Raw genomic sequence first — 14,902 nt, 5'->3', positions numbered from 1 at the left:
GGTCACGAAATGGCGCGGATCTCCGCTTGACACGGGGGTTTTCTGGCCGACACTAACTAAGCGGCGTTCCTTCGCGTATCATGGCCCACGTGAGTTCGCAGGTCTACGACGCTATCTCTGAGAGCTACCGCGACTCGAAGTGGCTGCTGTTCCGGCACTTCGTCGAGCGGTACACCGTAATGGAGTTGCTGGGAGACCTGCACGATCAGACGGTGCTGGACATGGCGTGCGGCGAGGGAGTCTACGCCCGCCAGTTGAAGCGGGCCGGCGCCGTCGACGTAACCGGCGTTGACATCTCGCCGGCCATGGTCGCTCTGGCCGAGGCCCAGGAGCGGGCTGAGCCACTCGGCTGCCGATATGTGTGCGCAGATGCCGCGGGTTTCAGCCCGGCCGCGCCGGTCGACGTGGTCACGGCCATTTATCTGCTGAACTACGCGCGCACCGCGGACCAATTGGAGCGCTTCGGCCGCGCCTGCTTCGATGCGCTACGGCCCGGCGGCCGGTTCGTCGGCTTCAACGACAATGTTCGCAGACCACCCAGACCCGAAGATGTGCCGCTCACCAAGTACGGACTGGAACGGACATGTGCGAGGCATCCGTCGCGCGAGGGCGACGCCATCCGGTACCGAATCACGAACCACGACGGCCGGACGTTCGAGTTCGACAACTACTACCTGCAGTCTGCCACTTACGAGGCCGCCATGCGCGACGCGGGCTTCAAGGACTTTCGGTGGGTCGACGCGATGCTGGATCCCGTCGAGCGAACGGATCCGTTCTGGGACGACTTCATGGTCCAGGCACCGCTCACGGCTTTCTGCGCGACGCGGACATGACTCGCCGACGATCGGGGATCAGCAACCGACATCGTAGCGCGCCGGATATCGGACGCGCGACTGTCGTTTCAAAGTAGCGGACGACGACCATACGCCGATCTCAAGGTGATCAACTGGGGTCTTCGGGGAATCGTGTGGGTAGATGAGTCGGCGGGGTAGCCTCTGCTCCCGTCGAGTCAAGTCGCTTCGCGCCTCCTCCGCTTGCGCTTCGGCCTTTCAGGTGACTCGCCGCTCGCGCCGGCTCAGAGCTGGTTATGGCCGGACGGCTTCGTCCGGCCACTGGGTACACTGGCCGGATGACCGAGACGACCCTCTACGAAAGGCTGCTGGGCATCGAGCGTCCGTGGCAGGTGTGCGACGTGCGACTGGCCCTCGAGCAAGGCGACGTTGAAGTGGGCGTGGAGTTCGTGGGCGAGACGCTGGTCTGCCCGGCCTGCGGTGCGGCGTGTCCGGGGTACGACCGGCGTCGGCGGACGTGGCGGCACCTGGACACGATGCAGTACCGGACGCTGGTGTGGGCCGAGGTGCCTCGGGTGCGCTGCGCCGAGCACGGGGTCCAACAAGTGCGGGTGCCGTGGGCGGATGCGCGGGCGCGTTTCACGGCACTGTTCGAGGCGATGGTGATCGACTGGCTGGCGGTAGCGAGCTTCGAGGCGGTGGCCCGGCAGTGCCGGTTGAGCTGGGACCAGGTGTCGGGGATCCAGGAACGGGCCGTGCGACGGGGGCTGTCGCGGCGCGCGGTGGCCGCGTCGCCGGTGGTCGGGGTTGACGAGACGTCGTTCCAGCGGCGGCACGAGTACGTGACCGTGGTCAATGACCTGACGGCGTCGGAGCCGCGCGTGCTGTATGTGGCCGACGGTCGGAACCGTGCGGCCATCGACGGGTACTTCGAGGCGGTGGGCGAGGAGGGCTGCGCGCTGATCACGATGGTGGCGATGGACATGTGGCAGGCCTACATCGGGTCGGTGCAGGAGCACACCGAGGCGCTGATCGCGTTCGACAAGTTCCACGTGGCGCAGCACCTGGGCGCGGCGGTCGACCAGGTCCGGCGGTCGGAGAACCGGGAGCTGCGGCAACAAGGGGACGACCGGCTGGTGAAGACGCGCTACCTGTGGTTGACGCGCCGCGGGAACATGACGCGGCGGCAACAACGTGAGTTCACACCGCTTCGGACGAGCACATTGCGGGTGGCCCGTGCGTGGGCGATCAAGGAATCGGCGATGCAGCTGTGGAACTACCGGTCGCGGGGCTGGGCCGAGCGGATGTGGAAACGCTGGTACGGATGGGCGATTCGCAGTCGGCTGGAGCCGGTGAAGAAGGTCGCCCGGATGATCAAGCGGCATTGGGACGGGGTGATCGACGCGGTCCTGACGAACGTCACCAACGCCCGCTCAGAGGCGACCAACGCGAAGATCCAGTGGATCAAGCGGCTGGCCTGCGGGTACCGCAACCGAGAGCGGTTCCGCAACGCCATCTACTTCCATCTGGGAGGACTCGACCTCTACCCAGACGCGCTGGCTGCCCACACGAAATCCTGAAGCGTCATCAACTGAGGGCGGCTTCGAGTACGTTGCGGACGGGCACAGAGTCGACCTGCGCGCGCTCGCCGAGGCGCTGTACGAGGCCGAGCCGACGCTGGCACTCAGCCACGAGCCGCTCACCGCGGTACCGGTGGGCGCGGTCAACGTCCACGTCACCTGCACGAGGGGACCGAGCCGACACGCCGGCACGTCAACGTTGCGGTCGAGCGGTGGAACTACGAACCTGTGCCGATGGCCGAACACGTACGCTCATGACGTGCCCGCCCCGCAGCGCGGCGGGCGGCGAAATGGACGAGATTCTGCGCCGTTAGGCCGTTCTTCGCGCGCGCTCGTGCATTCTTCCCCAGTAGCCGGTCATTTCTTGCACGCCGGATTCCAGGGCCGTTTTCGCGGAGTTAGGGTGTCAGTTAGGGTGTCAACCGTCCGCCCCCGGAGGGCGAAAGTCGCAAATTTCCTAGGAAAGTGGTGAGCCGCCAGGGACTCGAACCCCGAACCCGCAGATTAAGAGTCTGCTGCTCTACCAGTTGAGCTAGCGGCCCACACCGTTTGGAATCAATACGTTACGAGACTCCGTCGAAGCTCTGCCAGCCGAGGCTGCCGGCCAAACGTGCTGGGTATTCCTTGCAAGCATCGCGAAGCCTCGATAGATCCTAGCACGCGTGTCGGAAGCCTCCGGGTTGGCTGCCGCGGTCGGCCCGTGTCAATGGACCACGCTCCGCGCGAAACCGGGATCGGCCCGGCCACTGACCCGGGGAAGGGCCGACCGTCGCCCTTCAGTGGTCCCTCGGGAACTGCCGCGCTTCCGCGACGGTCGGCGCGTCCTCCGCCCCGCGCCACTGAGCCACGAGCTGCGCGTACTGCGCGCGCGCGGTGTCCGCATCGCCAGCGGCCACGGCGGCGCGGGCGAGCCCGCGGAGCGAGAGCGAACGGTTCGGCGTGCGCCGCAGCGAGCGCTTGAACTGTTCGACGGCTTCAGCAGGCCGACCCAGCTCGAGCAGGATCTCGCCATACAGCTCGTGCGCCGGCTTGAGCGGGGTCGGCGCCCCGCGCGGCGCGCCCCGCGACTCGGCCAGCTCGATTGCCTTGTCCATCGAGGCCGCCGCGGCGTCCGCGTCGCCCCGCGCGGCGTGCAGGAGCGCCGTGACCTCGTGATGCGCGATTGCCGCGACGGCACCGTCCAGCGCGGCCAGCGCCGAGGCCGCCGCGGCGCCCGCCGCCAGGTCGCCGGTCCGCACGGCGCTGATGCCGTTCGCCAGGTGTCCCCCCGCCGCGGCATGTGGCGACACCTCGATGACCTGCCACTGCTCGGTCTCGATCACGTACCGCGGCCGGGTGATGGCTGCCCGCTGCAAGGCAATCGGCGCCTGGGTATTGGCGATGACCATCTCCCCGTTCTCGACCGCTTGCCACGCCTTGGCGTAGTCACCGCGCTGCAGGTCGCCATACTGGCCCCAGTCGAGCGCATGCGTCAGATTCCTGGCATTGAAGTACCGCTGCGTTTCCGATTCGTAGGTGTCTTGCCGCTCGAACATCTCGAGCGCCGCCGCGTACGAGGCGGCGTTCGACGACGAGACGTCGTCCCACATCCCGAGCTGGATGAAGATGTGCGACGGCATGTGCAGCGCGTGCACGACACCGGGCGCGATTGCGGCGAAGCGCGTGGCCGCCGGCAGCGCGATAGCCGCGTGAATCGGATCGTCGAAGGCGTGAATGATGTAGTGCGCGGCGCCCGGATGATCCGGGTTGTCGTCGAACACCCGCAGCGCGATGGCGCCCGCCTTCACGTTCGTGCGATACGGCTCGTAGCCATAGTCGCTCGAGGTGGCCAACAGCGCCAGCGCGTAGAACGCTTGCACCTCGTGATCGTCGGGGTGGGCGGCGGCAAGCCGCTCCATCTCGTCCGCGTACGCGACGCGGCGATCGGTTTCCTCGCCTGTGCCGAAGAACAGGGCATCCACGGCGCGGACGAATCCCTTCTCGCGCTCGGTCGGGGCCTTGGCCAACCGGGCCTCGCGGTTCGGCCCCAGCCGCTCGAGCGCCTGCCGCGGCAGGTCCCACTCCTGGAAGCGTTGGAGGGGGTGGTTGTAACTCATCGCCTCGCCCCAGTAGGCCATGGCGAAGTCCGGAGCCAGGGCCTGGGCCTGACGGAACTCCAGAGCCGCATCCTCGAGGCCGAAGCTATGGAGCATCGCCGCGCCGCGGAGAAAATGGACCTGAGCATCGGGGGAGCCGGAGGTCGGAAAGTCGATGACCCCGAGATCTGACGGCAGGGCGGCACCGGAAGTCGATTGCGCGGCACCGTCCGGGACAGCCACGGCCACGGTCAAGGCGACGCACACGACGACGAAGGTGACAGTTCGCATTGGTCTCTCTCCCGATTGTCGCCCCGACGCGCATAGGCCGGTCGACCCTGACCTACCGCGGTGGCGACGCGCGATTCCACACGGAAAGCGGCCATCGTATCACGCCAGGCGGGCACGATAGCTCCTATGCCTCTTCGACGGGTCGGTCCGGATCTCGCCGCCGCGTGAACGGTTCTGCCAACAAAGACGGGGTTTTCTGAGGTTTCGGGGTCGCCGAAACTGGTTGAGAATGTGCTGCTCTTCCAGTTGAGCCAGCGGCCCACACCGAACGTGGAGAGATCTCGATCATGGTCCACGGCGGCACCGCTGGGGTTCTGGGCGGCGGGTCGCGCGGCGTCCTCCACGGCGCCCTCGCACTCCTGCGGGCGCTCTGTCGCCGGGTCGCCGGAAATCTGTCGCCAAGCACTGCCGATTTCCGGTAGAGTCGCAGAGGAGGCACTGCCTGCCTGACCCGAGAAGGGGGGACGCATGAAGACGACAGTAGTCGCGATCGCCGTGCTTGGCCTGTCCGTGGCGTTCGGCGCGTCACCGGCCGCCGCGCAGGCGCAATGGGCCTCGATGGACGTTCAGGGCGGCGGCAAGCAGTTCCAGCTCAACAACGACGACGGGTCCGCGATCGTGATGCTGTGCCTGGTCAACGGGCAGGCCGTCGCGTTCCAGTTTCCCGAGCCGATCGAGTCGGCGGATCGGGCCACCGTGCGGGGTACGCCCGGGGGGCAGGAGAACGTCCAGGTGACGCAGGTAGCGGAGCAGTTGCTGCAGGTCACGGGCGCTCGTGGGCGCGACTTCATGCTGGATTTGCTGCAATCGGCCACCAGACTCTCGGTGCGCGCGGCTGGCCAGAACCTCGCCTTCGAGATCTTCGGGAGCGAGTCGACCGTCAGGGAGTGCATCCAGCTGCAGGAGGCCCTGATCGGGGATCCGCGGCGGCAATTCTGAGGAGAGGACGATGAGGCCAGCTATAGCGGCGCTGGCGGTGTTCGGCGTTCTCGCGACGGCCGGCGCGGTGCCGGCCGTCGGACAGCAGGATCGGTGGCAGGTGCGCGACCTCGAGGGCGGCGGCAAGGAGTTTCAGCTCCCCAACGACGAGGGCGCAGTGATCATCCTTGCGTGCCGCCTACAGGGGATGGGCGCCGGATTCGAGTTCGTCGAGCCCATCGAGCCGACGCAACGGGCGATGGTGCGCGGCATCCCGGGCGCGCGGGAGAACATCGTGGTCGAGCCCGTCAATCCCTATACGGTGCAGGTCGCGGGAGGCCGGAGTCTCGACTTCACGCTGGCGATGCTGCGCAGCGCGTCCAGCATCTACGTGCGGGCCTCCGGCGAGGCGGCGTCGTTCGCGGTGTTCGGCAGCGCCACGATTGTCGAGCAGTGCGTGGAGCAGATGGAGGACAGGACGGCGGGCATGAGCCGCAGCAACGAGCAGCCGGCGCTCGTCACGTTCGGGAACAGGGATCCTCAATGACGATGAAGAGCACGATTGCGGTCTTGGCGCTGTTCGGCTTGCTTGCGACGCTCGGCGCCGTTCCGGCCGCCGGACAGGCGGCGTGGGTCGAGACGGATGTCGAGGGCGGGAAGGAGTTTCGGCTCTTCACCCCGGCGGGCGACGCAATCTTCCTGCAGTGTCTGACACGGGGCACCGGCGCGGCCCTCCAGTTCGCCCAGCCGGTCGCGTCGATTCGAGGGGTCACGATGCGCGGTGTTCCCGGCGGGCAACGCAACGTCGCGGTCCGCTGGCAGGCCGGGGGGTACTTCCTTGCCATCGCCAGCGGTTCCGGGCGCGATTTCATGTTCCGGATGCTGCGCAACGCCGCGAGTCTGACCGTCCGTGTGGGCGACCGGGAGCTGTCCTTCGACGTGTTCGGGAGCGACCAGATCGTCAGCCTGTGCCTGCAGCAGCAGGAGGCCGCTCCGCAGGACTAGCGCCGGGTGCCGCCGCGGTCCGGGTTTCCCGCCTCGCGTGTGGGCGGTCGTTTTGCGATGCCCGACCGGACGGGACGGTCAGGCCTGGGAATCCAGGCGCGCGCAGACCGCCCGCATGACGGCGATGCCCATCGCCAGCGTGGCGGCGTGAGGCCAAGTCTCCACCAACACGAGCAGAAGCAGGATTGCGGCGACGGGCGCGCCGTTCTGCCAAGTGATGGGCGTGCCCTCCGCCAGCACGGCCCGGCCGGCCAGGGTCCTGGAGATCACGTAGAAGGCGATGCAGGCGATGACCATGGTGGCGACGTGAGGCGCGGTCTCCACCAAGGTCACCCCGAACACCACAGCGGCTGCGAGGCCGGCTCTCTGCCACGTCATGGTCATTTCCTCCCGTCCGCACGTTCCGGCGTTTGTCGCCTGCGCGGGGTCTGGCGCGCCCGACGTCGCCAAGCCCATCGCCTCCGGCACATGGCAAGAGTATAGCGCTCCGTCATCCGCGTGTCAGAGTGGTCCAGCACGTCCCTCCGCGCTCTGGACCACGCTGCGCGAACGGGCCACCGGCGAGAGCGAGTAGGTGGCTGAAGTCGATCATGCCGCCGCCCAGGGATCGACGACCTCGATGCCGGCGTCCTCGAAGTCCCGAACATTGCGGGTCGCAACCGCCATGCGGCGGGAACGGGCGATTGCCGCAATCTGGCAGTCGGCGGGTGCGACGTGGCGGCGCGTGGAACGGCGCCTGGCGGCGATATCCGCGTAGGCGCGCGCCGCGCCGCTGTCGAACGGCAGCACTCGATCCTCGAAAGCCTCACCCAGCATCCTCTCGATGTCCGAGACCAGCGTCTCCCGGCGCTGGCCGGCCGGCAAGATGGCGGCCCCATGGCGCAATTCCGCTTCGCCGACCGCGGAGAAGAACAGGTTCTCCAGGCGGTGGCCGGCTGCCCACACCGCGACGGCCGGGTCAGGCGCCTTGCGCATCAGTTCGGACACGACGTTCGTGTCCAGTAGCACCGTCATGGCCGCGGCCTCAGTCGAAGGACGGCGGCTCGCGCCCGGGCACGCGCGGCGGCAGCTCCAGGTCCACGCCGTTGGCCGGGCCGAAGTGCGAGCGGATGATGGTCGTCAGATGCCGGGAGCTCGGCTTGCGACCGACGACATCGCGCAGGATGACACGCGCTTCCTCTTCCATGGAGCGGCCGTTGTCCGCCGCCCGCACGCGCAGCCGCGTCTTGACGTCGTCGTCGAGATTGCGAATCGTGATGCTCGCCATCCACCATGCCCTCCGTGCGGAAGCATAGCGCAGGTATGCTTGCGTTGCAAGCAGTACGCAACGGGTGCATGCAGTCCGCCGACGGAGCTGTATCGGGCCTACCCGTGTTGTATACTGTGCATACGGTTCGGACGATGAGCACGAGCCCCGCCGTTCGCCGCCCGCGGACGTTTCGCGTACTGGCTCTCCTGTTCGGTGCGCTCCTCGCACTCGTCTGTTTAGAGATCGTGGCGCGGGTACTGCCGGTTAACGAGAGCCCCCAAGCGTTGTCGGTCAACGACGCGAATCCGATCTTCCGTTATCGGCCGAACCGGGAGTTCGTGTGGTCGGCGGGGTGGAACTTCTCTGCCGTCAACGAGGTCAAGGTCAACAACTTCGGTTTCGTCAATGATCAGGATTACGACCCCGACGGGACCGGTGCCCTTCTCGCAGTCATTGGGGACAGTTTCGTCGAGGCGTTCCGGGTGCCGTTCGAGCACACCTGCCACGGCCGGCTCGCCGCGCGCCTGAACGGCACGGCTCGTGTCTATTCCTTCGGTGTGTCCGGAGCACCCTTGAGCCAGTACCTGGCGTATGCCCGGTTCGTTCGGGACACGTTCATCAGACCGGCTGGCCTTGCGATTGTCATCATCGACAACGACTATGATCAGAGCCTTGCCAAGTACGGGCTCCAGAGGGGCAAGCACCAGTTCGTGGAACGCGGCGGCGGCCGGCTCGCGCTAGAGCGAAGCGATCTCGAGTTCCGCCCGCGCTACAGGCTGGTCAGAGGATCGGCGTTGGCGAGATACGTGGCGATCAACTTGGGCATGGCGAGGGAACGGACTTATCGGTTGTTTATCGGCGAAGACCCGGATGCACGCGTCCCGGAGGCGGATCGTGCGACGTGGGTCGTCGACTCGAAGCGAGCCGTTGACACGTTTCTCGACATGCTGCCCGCGGCGTCCGGCCTGGAGCCGGAACGGATCATGTTCATCGTGGACGGCATCCGTCCTCGCGTTTACGGAAGCGATGTCCCGGAGTCGGAGAAGGGAGTCTACCGCGAAGACGTGGGCTACGTGGATGCCATGCGGCGCTACTTCATCGAGAACGTTGTCCGCAGGGGATACGAGACCATCGACCTGGAGCCGGCGTTCGCTGCGCACTACCGGCTGCACCGAACGCAATTCGACTGGCTGCCGCTCGACGAGCATTGGAACGCACTGGGACACGAGGTGTGCTCGGAGGCAGCGGCCGGTTCGGATCTGCTGCGGGAGTTGAACACTCGTTTCTCTGCGGACGCTGCCTCGCCCGCACCGTAGATGAATAGCCTCAAAACAGCGTGTACACGAACGGGGCCGCCGCGCTACCCGACACCAGTATCAACGCGCCGACCAGCAGCAGCACGAGGACGATCGGCGTCAGCCACCACTTCTTGTTGGTGGCCATGAACTCCCACAGCTCGGCGAGCAGACCGGGACGCGCCGCCTCGGCCTCCACCTCGAAGTCTCCGCGGCGTTCGTTCCCGGCTACCTGCGATGGTCGGTCTGCCATGTCTCGAATCCCGTGTCGTCCGTTCCGACCCTAGAACTGCCGGAAATAGCGCCGCACGTCGCGCACCTGCCGGCGCGCGGTCCAGTAGCTGGCCGCGGATCGGTTCGGCGCGCGGTCCAGCGGGTCGCCGTGGACGAGGCGCAGTAACAGACCGATCGGCGTCAACAGCAGATAATACGTCGCGGCCAGCACCAGGTGCGACAGCGTCCACCCGATGGGGAACGCCGCGTAGAGCCAGCCGAGCCGGATCCAGTGGCGCAATGGCGGCGCCGCGGCATAGATGGCGGCCAGCGCGGCGCCCCCCGCCCAGACCATCCGCGCGGCCGCCGGGGCTTCCAGCCGCCAGTACACGAGACCGCCGGCAAGCGCGACGAACGCCGCCAGCAGCACGCCGAACCAGCGCAGCTCCCCGGCCGACGGATGCCGATTGATCTCCAGCAGGGCCATTGCGCTCAGTCGAGGGCGAACTCGCGCAGATAGGCGTCTGCGTCGACCGTTGCGGCGTTCGGTTGCACCTGCCTGCGAAGCAGGAAGCGCTCCAGGACCAGCGCGTCCATGTTCGTCGCCAGGAAGCAGCGGTAGGCATGCTCGGGCGCGCACACGATCGGCTCGCCCCGCACGTTGAAGCTCGTGTTGATCAGGACCGGGCAGCGGGTCTTCGCCTCGAAGGCCCGCAGCAGCGCCGCGTAGCGCCCGTGCCGCTCGGCGTCCACGGTCTGGACCCGCGCGGTATAGTCGACGTGGGTGACCGCCGGGACGTCGGACCGCGCCGCCTTCAACTTGTCGAGCCCGCGCAGGCCGTTCCCACCCTCGTCGAGCGGCGTCCGGCGAGACTCGCGCACCGGGGCCACCAGCAGCATGTACGGGCTGTCTTGCCGCGGCCGCATCTCGAAGAAGTCGGCGACGCGCTCGCGGAGCACCGACGGCGCGAACGGGCGGAACGACTCGCGGAACTTGATCTTGCGGTTCATCACCGACTGCATGTCGCGGCTGCGGGCGTCGGCGAGGATGCTGCGCGAGCCGAGGGCGCGCGGGCCGAACTCCATGCGTCCCTGAAACCACCCCACCACCTGCTCGCGCGCCAGCAGGTCGGCCACCGCGTCGCACAGGGACGCATCGTCCGCGTACTCCTCGTACACCGCCCCGGCGCCGTCCAGCAAGGTCCGGATGTCGTCGTCCGTCGCGCACGGGCCGAGCAGCGAGCCGTGCTGGGCATCCGGCGTCCGCGCCCCCCGCGGGTGGTCGAGAAGCTGGTGCCAGATGAACAGCGCCACCCCCAGGGCGCCGCCCGCATCCCCCGCCGCCGGTTGGATCCAGACGTTGTCGAACGGTCCTTCGCGCAGCACGCGGCCGTTGCCGACGCAGTTCAGCGCAACCCCGCCGGCGAGGCACAGGTTGCGCATCCCCGTCTCGGCGTGCACGTGGCGCGCCGCCCGCAGCATCGCCTCCTCGGTGACCGCCTGAATCGACGCGGCGATGTCCATCTCCCGCTCGGTGATCGGCGCCTCCGGCCGCCGCGGCGGCCCGTCGAAGAGCGCGTCGAACCTGCGCGACGTCATGCGCAGGCCCTGGCAGTAGTCGAAGTACGACATGTCGAGGCGGAACGACCCGTCCGGCTTGAGATCGATCAGGTGGTCGCGGATGCGGTCGACGTATTTCGGCTCGCCGTAGGGCGCCAGCCCCATCAGCTTGTACTCCCCGGAGTTGACCTTGAAGCCGGTGAAGTAGGTAAAGGCGGAGTACAACAGGCCGAGCGAGTGGGGAAAGCGGATCTCGTGGGTCAGCTCGATGCGGTTGCCGCAGCCGACGCCATAGGCGGTCGTCGCCCACTCGCCGACCCCGTCCAGCGTCAGAATGGCTGCCTCGTCGTACGGTGACGGAAAGAATGCGCTGGCCGCGTGCGACTCGTGGTGCTCGGTGAAGACGATCTGGCGCCGGTAGCCTGGCAGCCCGCGCGCGATCTCGCGGGGCAGGTGCAGCTTCTGCTTCGTCCACAGCGGCACGAACCGCAGGAACGACCGGAACCCGCGCGGGGCGAAGGAGAGGTACGTCTCGAGCAGCCGCTCGAGCTTCAGGAACGGCTTGTCGTAGAAGCCGACGTAGTCGAGCGCCTCCGGGGCAATCCCCGCCTCGTCGAGACAATAGCGAATCGCATGGACGGGGAACCCGTGGTCGTGCTTCCGGCGGGTGAATCGCTCTTCCTGTGCCGCGGCCACGATGTCTCCGTCGACCACCAGTGCCGCCGCCGAGTCGTGGTAGAAGGCAGAGATGCCCAGGATCGTGGTCATGCCGTATCGTTCAGTCGGCGGCGCGGCGACCGGGACGGCATCGCGCCTGATACGACACTTTCCTTGCGGGAAAGGGCCTGGAAAGTGGCGCGCCCGACAGGATTCGAACCTGTGGCCTTCGGCTCCGGAGGCCGAAAACCGGACGCGTAACCCCTGTTTCTAGAACAGCTTGCGGCGGCTGCTAACTCTCGGTGCCAACTTTCTGCAGCGCAGGCCGCCCGTTCCCTCGCCGGCGGCGATACGCCCGGAGCGCCGAGGTGCTCCCTGACACGGGACGTCGCCACCGCATCGGCTCCAGCACATGACCCAGAGTATATCGCTCCGGTCCGCCGCGCGGTCGAGTGGTCCGGTGGGGTCGTTTCGCGCTCCGGCAGGGAATTTCAAGCAGGCGGGAGAAGGGGGAGCCGTCGAACCCGGTAGCCGTCCGGGCTCACCACCACGACGGCTCCCGTCTCGATGTCCGCCGCATGCGCGCGCAGCACGTGGCTGACGACCGGTTCAGTCGAAGGGCGGGGAGCGTCCACGAACATGCGGTCCTTCAGGAAACCCGGTACGGTCTGAAGGGGCGGCCGGCTCGCTCTGGCGGACCAGGCGGACGTGGCCCTCGGCACCGTTGCCGGGTGCATGAGTGACCTGGATGCGCGCGGGCTCTTGCAAAAGGGGAAGGGTCGGAGAGTGGAAGATCGGCAGGGGCTGGTTGCCTTGTGGGTGCAGGCCTACATCGAAGGGCTACGTCCCAAGCTGAAGGAGCGCCGGTTCCAAGTGCGGGGCAAAGAGAAACAGGAGATCTGGCCGCGGCTGCGGAGAGTGCTCGCCGAGTGTGGCCAGCCCTGGGCGCTGACAGGTGCCGACGCGGCCGAGCGACGCAAGCCCTACTTTCGCGCGGAGGAGACGGAGATCTATGCGCCTGTCCGTGCGCTTGAGGACCGCGAAGCCCAGAAGGCGCTCGTCGCCCAGCCTGCTGGACGTGGCGGAAACCTGCTGGTCATCGAGCCACCCGGCCCCCTGGCGATAGCCGGTGAAACCGACGACGACCTTCCCGTCGCTCCGGACCTGCTGGCGTATGCCGAACTGCGCTACCGAGGCACCGGGCAGGCGCTCGAGGCAGCCGAACTGTTCTTGCCACGGGTTCTCGACGATGCCGCGCGTTGATCCCAACTTGATGCCGGTCGTCGTCGACCTTGAACGCGGACTGCGGGAGTTGGGGATCCCGTTTGGAATCGTAGGCGCGCTTGTTCCCGGATTCCTCCTGGAGGTTCAGCCGCTCCGCAAGACCAACGATGTGGACGTGGCCGTCGTCGTGGAGGGGCTCGCGGATTTCGATCTGCTGAAGGACGGACTTGCCGACTACGGGTTCACGCGCACACGCCGACCGCATCGCCTGGACCACCGCAACGGGGGTTGGGCGGACATCCTTCCGATCAACGAAGCGATCGCGCGAGATGGGTTGGAACTCGAAGACGGTGTTGTCTTGAACATGGCGGGCTTCGGCCACGTCGTGCCCAATGCCGTTTCCATTGCGATCGAAGGTGGGCCGACGGTGCCAGTGGCCCCACTGCCGCTTCATGTCCTGCTCAAGCTGGCGGCCTTCAGTGACAGGGAGGAGGCCAAGGATCTCGCCGGTGCCCTCCATTGCCTGAAGCACTACCTTGAAGACGATGATCGGCGCTATGGCGTCGAACACAGGAGGGCTGATGACGACGATTGAGCGCGTCTACGGGCGGTTGCGGGAGCTGCTGACGGACGACTTCGACAAGGTGTCGAGCCGGCAGTACAAGGCGGCGTCGGACCCGTTCAGTTTCGACCTGCAGCCGCGGAGCGACTTCGACGCGTGGTACGTCGATCCTCCGACGACGCGGTCGACCGGCTACGTCGGCGGGGTCGAGAACGTCGAAGCGCAGATCGGCATCTGGGTGAGTCGTGAAGCGGGCGAAGGCGCCGACGGCGCGGCCGTGGCGCTCGCCGGAGATCTTGCTCCTTGAAGGCCGGAGCTATCGCAGGCGCGAGTCCGACTCAGCCACGCGAGGCCGACTCAGCCAGCAGGAGCGCAACCGCCAACGACCACACCGTAACGACCCGCCGGAACCACCGCGATCCTCACGTCGTCAATGAGACCATGGATACCTGTGCAGAAATGATCAGCCTCTCGTGCTCGGCAACACCTCGGTTGCGCTATAGTCATGGATTCAGCCGGTCCCGATGACGATCGTTGTGTCATCAAGGCGAAACACGGCCGAGAAGAGGAGGATATGGTGGACCCGATCAGACGCAAGCTGCTGAAGACTGGCGCCGCGGCGGCGGCAATGGCCGCTACGCCGGGGGCGCTGTTCGCGCGGCAGGGCGGCAATGACGATGGCGGACGCTTCTACGAGAGGGGGAATGTCCGCATCCGCTATGAGGAGACAGGGTCGGGCTTCCCGCTGTTGCTCATCTCGGGCGGGGGGCTGAACGGCTCGACGATCGAGGGCATCCGGCGCCGCAATCCCTTCAACACGATCGAGGCGTTCAGCGGAGAGTTCCGCTGTATCTACGCGGACTTGCGCCACGCAGCCGGGCAGTCCACTGGCCCGCTCGAGGTCGACCGTCCGTGGGATGCCTACACCGACGACCAACTCGGCCTGATGGATCACCTGGGGATCGACAGGTTCATGGTGCTCGGTTTCTGCATTGCGGGACCCTTCATCTGGAACCTCATCAAGCGGGCGCCGGATCGCGTGGTCGCGGCCGTGCCGGCGCAGCCGGTCGGGTTCCGCCCGGAGTTGCCGAACGCCATGTATGAGAGTCAGAGCAACTCGTGGGGTGCCGAAGTGGTCGAGCGGGACCCCGACATCACGACGCAAATGGCCGACCAATTCCTGAACCGACTGTTCCGCACTGACCCTGACTTCGTGTTCACGGTGACGCGGGACTTCGTGAGGCAGTGTCAGACGCCGGTTCTCGTCCTGCCGGACGATACCCCGGGACATTCGTACGATGCCGCGATCGAGAGCGCGATGCTGGCGCCAAACGGACAGCTGAGCATGTACCCCTGGAAAGACACCCCGGAGAAGATTCCGCTGGCGGTGCGCCACGTTCGCAGCTTCCTGCGGTCGTATCGGCCAGCCTAGGAGCTTGCGCCGCAGAACGCAGTGCAGCGAAGTTCTGCGACGCAAGGTCA

Annotated in this window: 17 protein-coding genes and 1 tRNA gene; 10 read left to right on the top strand and 8 right to left on the bottom strand. The window is 67.1% G+C overall.

The genetic code is table 11. The features are described 5' to 3' along the window. The first annotated feature begins 80 nt into the window (after nucleotides 1-80). Both F4X11_25940 and F4X11_25935 read left to right on the top strand, forming a co-directional pair. Entirely contained in the window at nucleotides 81-833 is a 753-nt protein-coding gene (locus tag F4X11_25940) for a class I SAM-dependent methyltransferase (GenBank protein ID MYN68418.1), read from the top strand. A gap of 296 nt (nucleotides 834-1,129) precedes the next feature. Continuing rightward, on the top strand, nucleotides 1,130-2,371 hold the full coding sequence (locus tag F4X11_25935; protein MYN68417.1) for an ISL3 family transposase: 1,242 nt from the start codon (nucleotides 1,130-1,132) through the stop codon (nucleotides 2,369-2,371). Between the two features lie 466 nt (nucleotides 2,372-2,837). Here the strand turns inward: F4X11_25935 and F4X11_25930 are convergent. After that, nucleotides 2,838-2,913: transfer RNA gene (locus F4X11_25930), tRNA-Lys, on the bottom strand. Nucleotides 2,914-3,147: 234 nt separating this feature from the next. Beyond that, nucleotides 3,148-4,737 (bottom strand): hypothetical protein, encoded by a 1,590-nt coding sequence (locus F4X11_25925; GenBank protein ID MYN68416.1) that lies wholly within the window; start codon nucleotides 4,735-4,737, stop codon nucleotides 3,148-3,150. Between the two features lie 468 nt (nucleotides 4,738-5,205). Here F4X11_25925 and F4X11_25920 point away from each other — a divergent pair, with 468 nt between their 5' ends. Genes F4X11_25920 through F4X11_25910 form a run of 3 tightly spaced genes read left to right on the top strand, consistent with a single transcriptional unit; the run spans nucleotide 5,206 to nucleotide 6,660 of the window. Continuing rightward, nucleotides 5,206-5,676 carry a hypothetical protein gene (locus F4X11_25920; protein MYN68415.1) on the top strand — a complete coding sequence of 157 codons (471 nt, stop codon included), beginning with the start codon at nucleotides 5,206-5,208 and terminating at the stop codon, nucleotides 5,674-5,676. A gap of 10 nt (nucleotides 5,677-5,686) precedes the next feature. Beyond that, entirely contained in the window at nucleotides 5,687-6,202 is a 516-nt protein-coding gene (locus tag F4X11_25915) for a hypothetical protein (protein ID MYN68414.1), read from the top strand. Between the two features lie 2 nt (nucleotides 6,203-6,204). Then, the gene (locus F4X11_25910) at nucleotides 6,205-6,660 is read left to right on the top strand and encodes a hypothetical protein (GenBank protein ID MYN68413.1); all 456 of its coding nucleotides are present in this window, start codon (nucleotides 6,205-6,207) and stop codon (nucleotides 6,658-6,660) included. Between the two features lie 78 nt (nucleotides 6,661-6,738). On the opposite strand, the gene F4X11_25905 is transcribed toward F4X11_25910, so the two are convergent. The 3 genes from F4X11_25905 to F4X11_25895 all read right to left on the bottom strand — a co-directional run bounded on the left by F4X11_25905 (nucleotide 6,739) and on the right by F4X11_25895 (nucleotide 7,927). Next, nucleotides 6,739-7,038 carry a hypothetical protein gene (locus F4X11_25905; protein MYN68412.1) on the bottom strand — a complete coding sequence of 100 codons (300 nt, stop codon included), beginning with the start codon at nucleotides 7,036-7,038 and terminating at the stop codon, nucleotides 6,739-6,741. Between the two features lie 210 nt (nucleotides 7,039-7,248). Then, complete coding sequence (locus F4X11_25900; protein ID MYN68411.1) at nucleotides 7,249-7,674, bottom strand: type II toxin-antitoxin system VapC family toxin; 426 nt, start codon at nucleotides 7,672-7,674, stop codon at nucleotides 7,249-7,251. A gap of 10 nt (nucleotides 7,675-7,684) precedes the next feature. After that, the gene (locus F4X11_25895; protein ID MYN68410.1) at nucleotides 7,685-7,927 is read right to left on the bottom strand and encodes a plasmid stabilization protein; all 243 of its coding nucleotides are present in this window, start codon (nucleotides 7,925-7,927) and stop codon (nucleotides 7,685-7,687) included. Between the two features lie 68 nt (nucleotides 7,928-7,995). On the opposite strand from F4X11_25895, the gene F4X11_25890 reads away from it, so the two are divergent. Then, nucleotides 7,996-9,225, top strand: a complete 1,230-nt coding sequence (locus F4X11_25890) for an SGNH/GDSL hydrolase family protein (GenBank protein MYN68409.1) — start codon at nucleotides 7,996-7,998, stop codon at nucleotides 9,223-9,225. A 10-nt stretch (nucleotides 9,226-9,235) separates the two neighbouring features. Here F4X11_25890 and F4X11_25885 read toward each other — a convergent pair whose 3' ends face one another. From F4X11_25885 to F4X11_25875, 3 genes are read right to left on the bottom strand one after another with little or no spacing between them, the layout of a single operon-like run. Beyond that, nucleotides 9,236-9,457 carry a hypothetical protein gene (locus F4X11_25885; protein ID MYN68408.1) on the bottom strand — a complete coding sequence of 74 codons (222 nt, stop codon included), beginning with the start codon at nucleotides 9,455-9,457 and terminating at the stop codon, nucleotides 9,236-9,238. 30 nt (nucleotides 9,458-9,487) lie between these two features. Continuing rightward, complete coding sequence (locus tag F4X11_25880) at nucleotides 9,488-9,904, bottom strand: hypothetical protein (protein ID MYN68407.1); 417 nt, start codon at nucleotides 9,902-9,904, stop codon at nucleotides 9,488-9,490. A gap of 5 nt (nucleotides 9,905-9,909) precedes the next feature. Next, complete coding sequence (locus tag F4X11_25875; GenBank protein MYN68406.1) at nucleotides 9,910-11,745, bottom strand: carbamoyltransferase; 1,836 nt, start codon at nucleotides 11,743-11,745, stop codon at nucleotides 9,910-9,912. 624 nt (nucleotides 11,746-12,369) lie between these two features. Here F4X11_25875 and F4X11_25870 point away from each other — a divergent pair. From F4X11_25870 to F4X11_25855, 4 genes are all read left to right on the top strand, one after another. Beyond that, a complete protein-coding gene (locus tag F4X11_25870) occupies nucleotides 12,370-12,897 on the top strand; it encodes a hypothetical protein (protein MYN68405.1) in 528 nt (175 codons plus the stop codon). Nucleotides 12,898-12,907: 10 nt separating this feature from the next. Next, complete coding sequence (locus F4X11_25865; GenBank protein ID MYN68404.1) at nucleotides 12,908-13,453, top strand: hypothetical protein; 546 nt, start codon at nucleotides 12,908-12,910, stop codon at nucleotides 13,451-13,453. Continuing rightward, nucleotides 13,440-13,727, top strand: a complete 288-nt coding sequence (locus tag F4X11_25860) for a hypothetical protein (protein MYN68403.1) — start codon at nucleotides 13,440-13,442, stop codon at nucleotides 13,725-13,727. Before F4X11_25865 ends, F4X11_25860 begins: the two co-directional genes overlap by 14 nt. A 267-nt stretch (nucleotides 13,728-13,994) precedes the next feature. After that, a complete protein-coding gene (locus F4X11_25855) occupies nucleotides 13,995-14,852 on the top strand; it encodes an alpha/beta hydrolase (protein MYN68402.1) in 858 nt (285 codons plus the stop codon). The last annotated feature ends 50 nt before the right edge of the window (nucleotides 14,853-14,902 follow it).

It is taken from the genome of Acidobacteriota bacterium (assembly GCA_009861545.1).
Classification (GTDB): domain Bacteria; phylum Acidobacteriota; class Vicinamibacteria; order Vicinamibacterales; family UBA8438; genus WTFV01.
This window is presented reverse-complemented; position numbering and strand designations above follow the sequence as displayed.

Excerpts from the sequence above, each read along its gene's own strand:
- F4X11_25940 (MYN68418.1), top strand. The coding sequence starts at position 81 with ATGGCCCACGTGAGTTCGCAGGTCTACGACGCTATCTCTGAGAGCTAC.
- F4X11_25935 (MYN68417.1), top strand. The coding sequence starts at position 1,130 with ATGACCGAGACGACCCTCTACGAAAGGCTGCTGGGCATCGAGCGTCCG.
- F4X11_25925 (MYN68416.1), bottom strand. The coding sequence starts at position 4,737 with ATGCGAACTGTCACCTTCGTCGTCGTGTGCGTCGCCTTGACCGTGGCC.
- F4X11_25920 (MYN68415.1), top strand. The coding sequence starts at position 5,206 with ATGAAGACGACAGTAGTCGCGATCGCCGTGCTTGGCCTGTCCGTGGCG.
- F4X11_25915 (MYN68414.1), top strand. The coding sequence starts at position 5,687 with ATGAGGCCAGCTATAGCGGCGCTGGCGGTGTTCGGCGTTCTCGCGACG.
- F4X11_25910 (MYN68413.1), top strand. The coding sequence starts at position 6,205 with ATGAAGAGCACGATTGCGGTCTTGGCGCTGTTCGGCTTGCTTGCGACG.
- F4X11_25905 (MYN68412.1), bottom strand. The coding sequence starts at position 7,038 with ATGACGTGGCAGAGAGCCGGCCTCGCAGCCGCTGTGGTGTTCGGGGTG.
- F4X11_25900 (MYN68411.1), bottom strand. The coding sequence starts at position 7,674 with ATGACGGTGCTACTGGACACGAACGTCGTGTCCGAACTGATGCGCAAG.
- F4X11_25895 (MYN68410.1), bottom strand. The coding sequence starts at position 7,927 with ATGGCGAGCATCACGATTCGCAATCTCGACGACGACGTCAAGACGCGG.
- F4X11_25890 (MYN68409.1), top strand. The coding sequence starts at position 7,996 with ATGCAGTCCGCCGACGGAGCTGTATCGGGCCTACCCGTGTTGTATACT.
- F4X11_25885 (MYN68408.1), bottom strand. The coding sequence starts at position 9,457 with ATGGCAGACCGACCATCGCAGGTAGCCGGGAACGAACGCCGCGGAGAC.
- F4X11_25880 (MYN68407.1), bottom strand. The coding sequence starts at position 9,904 with ATGGCCCTGCTGGAGATCAATCGGCATCCGTCGGCCGGGGAGCTGCGC.
- F4X11_25875 (MYN68406.1), bottom strand. The coding sequence starts at position 11,745 with ATGACCACGATCCTGGGCATCTCTGCCTTCTACCACGACTCGGCGGCG.
- F4X11_25870 (MYN68405.1), top strand. The coding sequence starts at position 12,370 with ATGAGTGACCTGGATGCGCGCGGGCTCTTGCAAAAGGGGAAGGGTCGG.
- F4X11_25865 (MYN68404.1), top strand. The coding sequence starts at position 12,908 with ATGCCGGTCGTCGTCGACCTTGAACGCGGACTGCGGGAGTTGGGGATC.
- F4X11_25860 (MYN68403.1), top strand. The coding sequence starts at position 13,440 with ATGACGACGATTGAGCGCGTCTACGGGCGGTTGCGGGAGCTGCTGACG.
- F4X11_25855 (MYN68402.1), top strand. The coding sequence starts at position 13,995 with ATGGTGGACCCGATCAGACGCAAGCTGCTGAAGACTGGCGCCGCGGCG.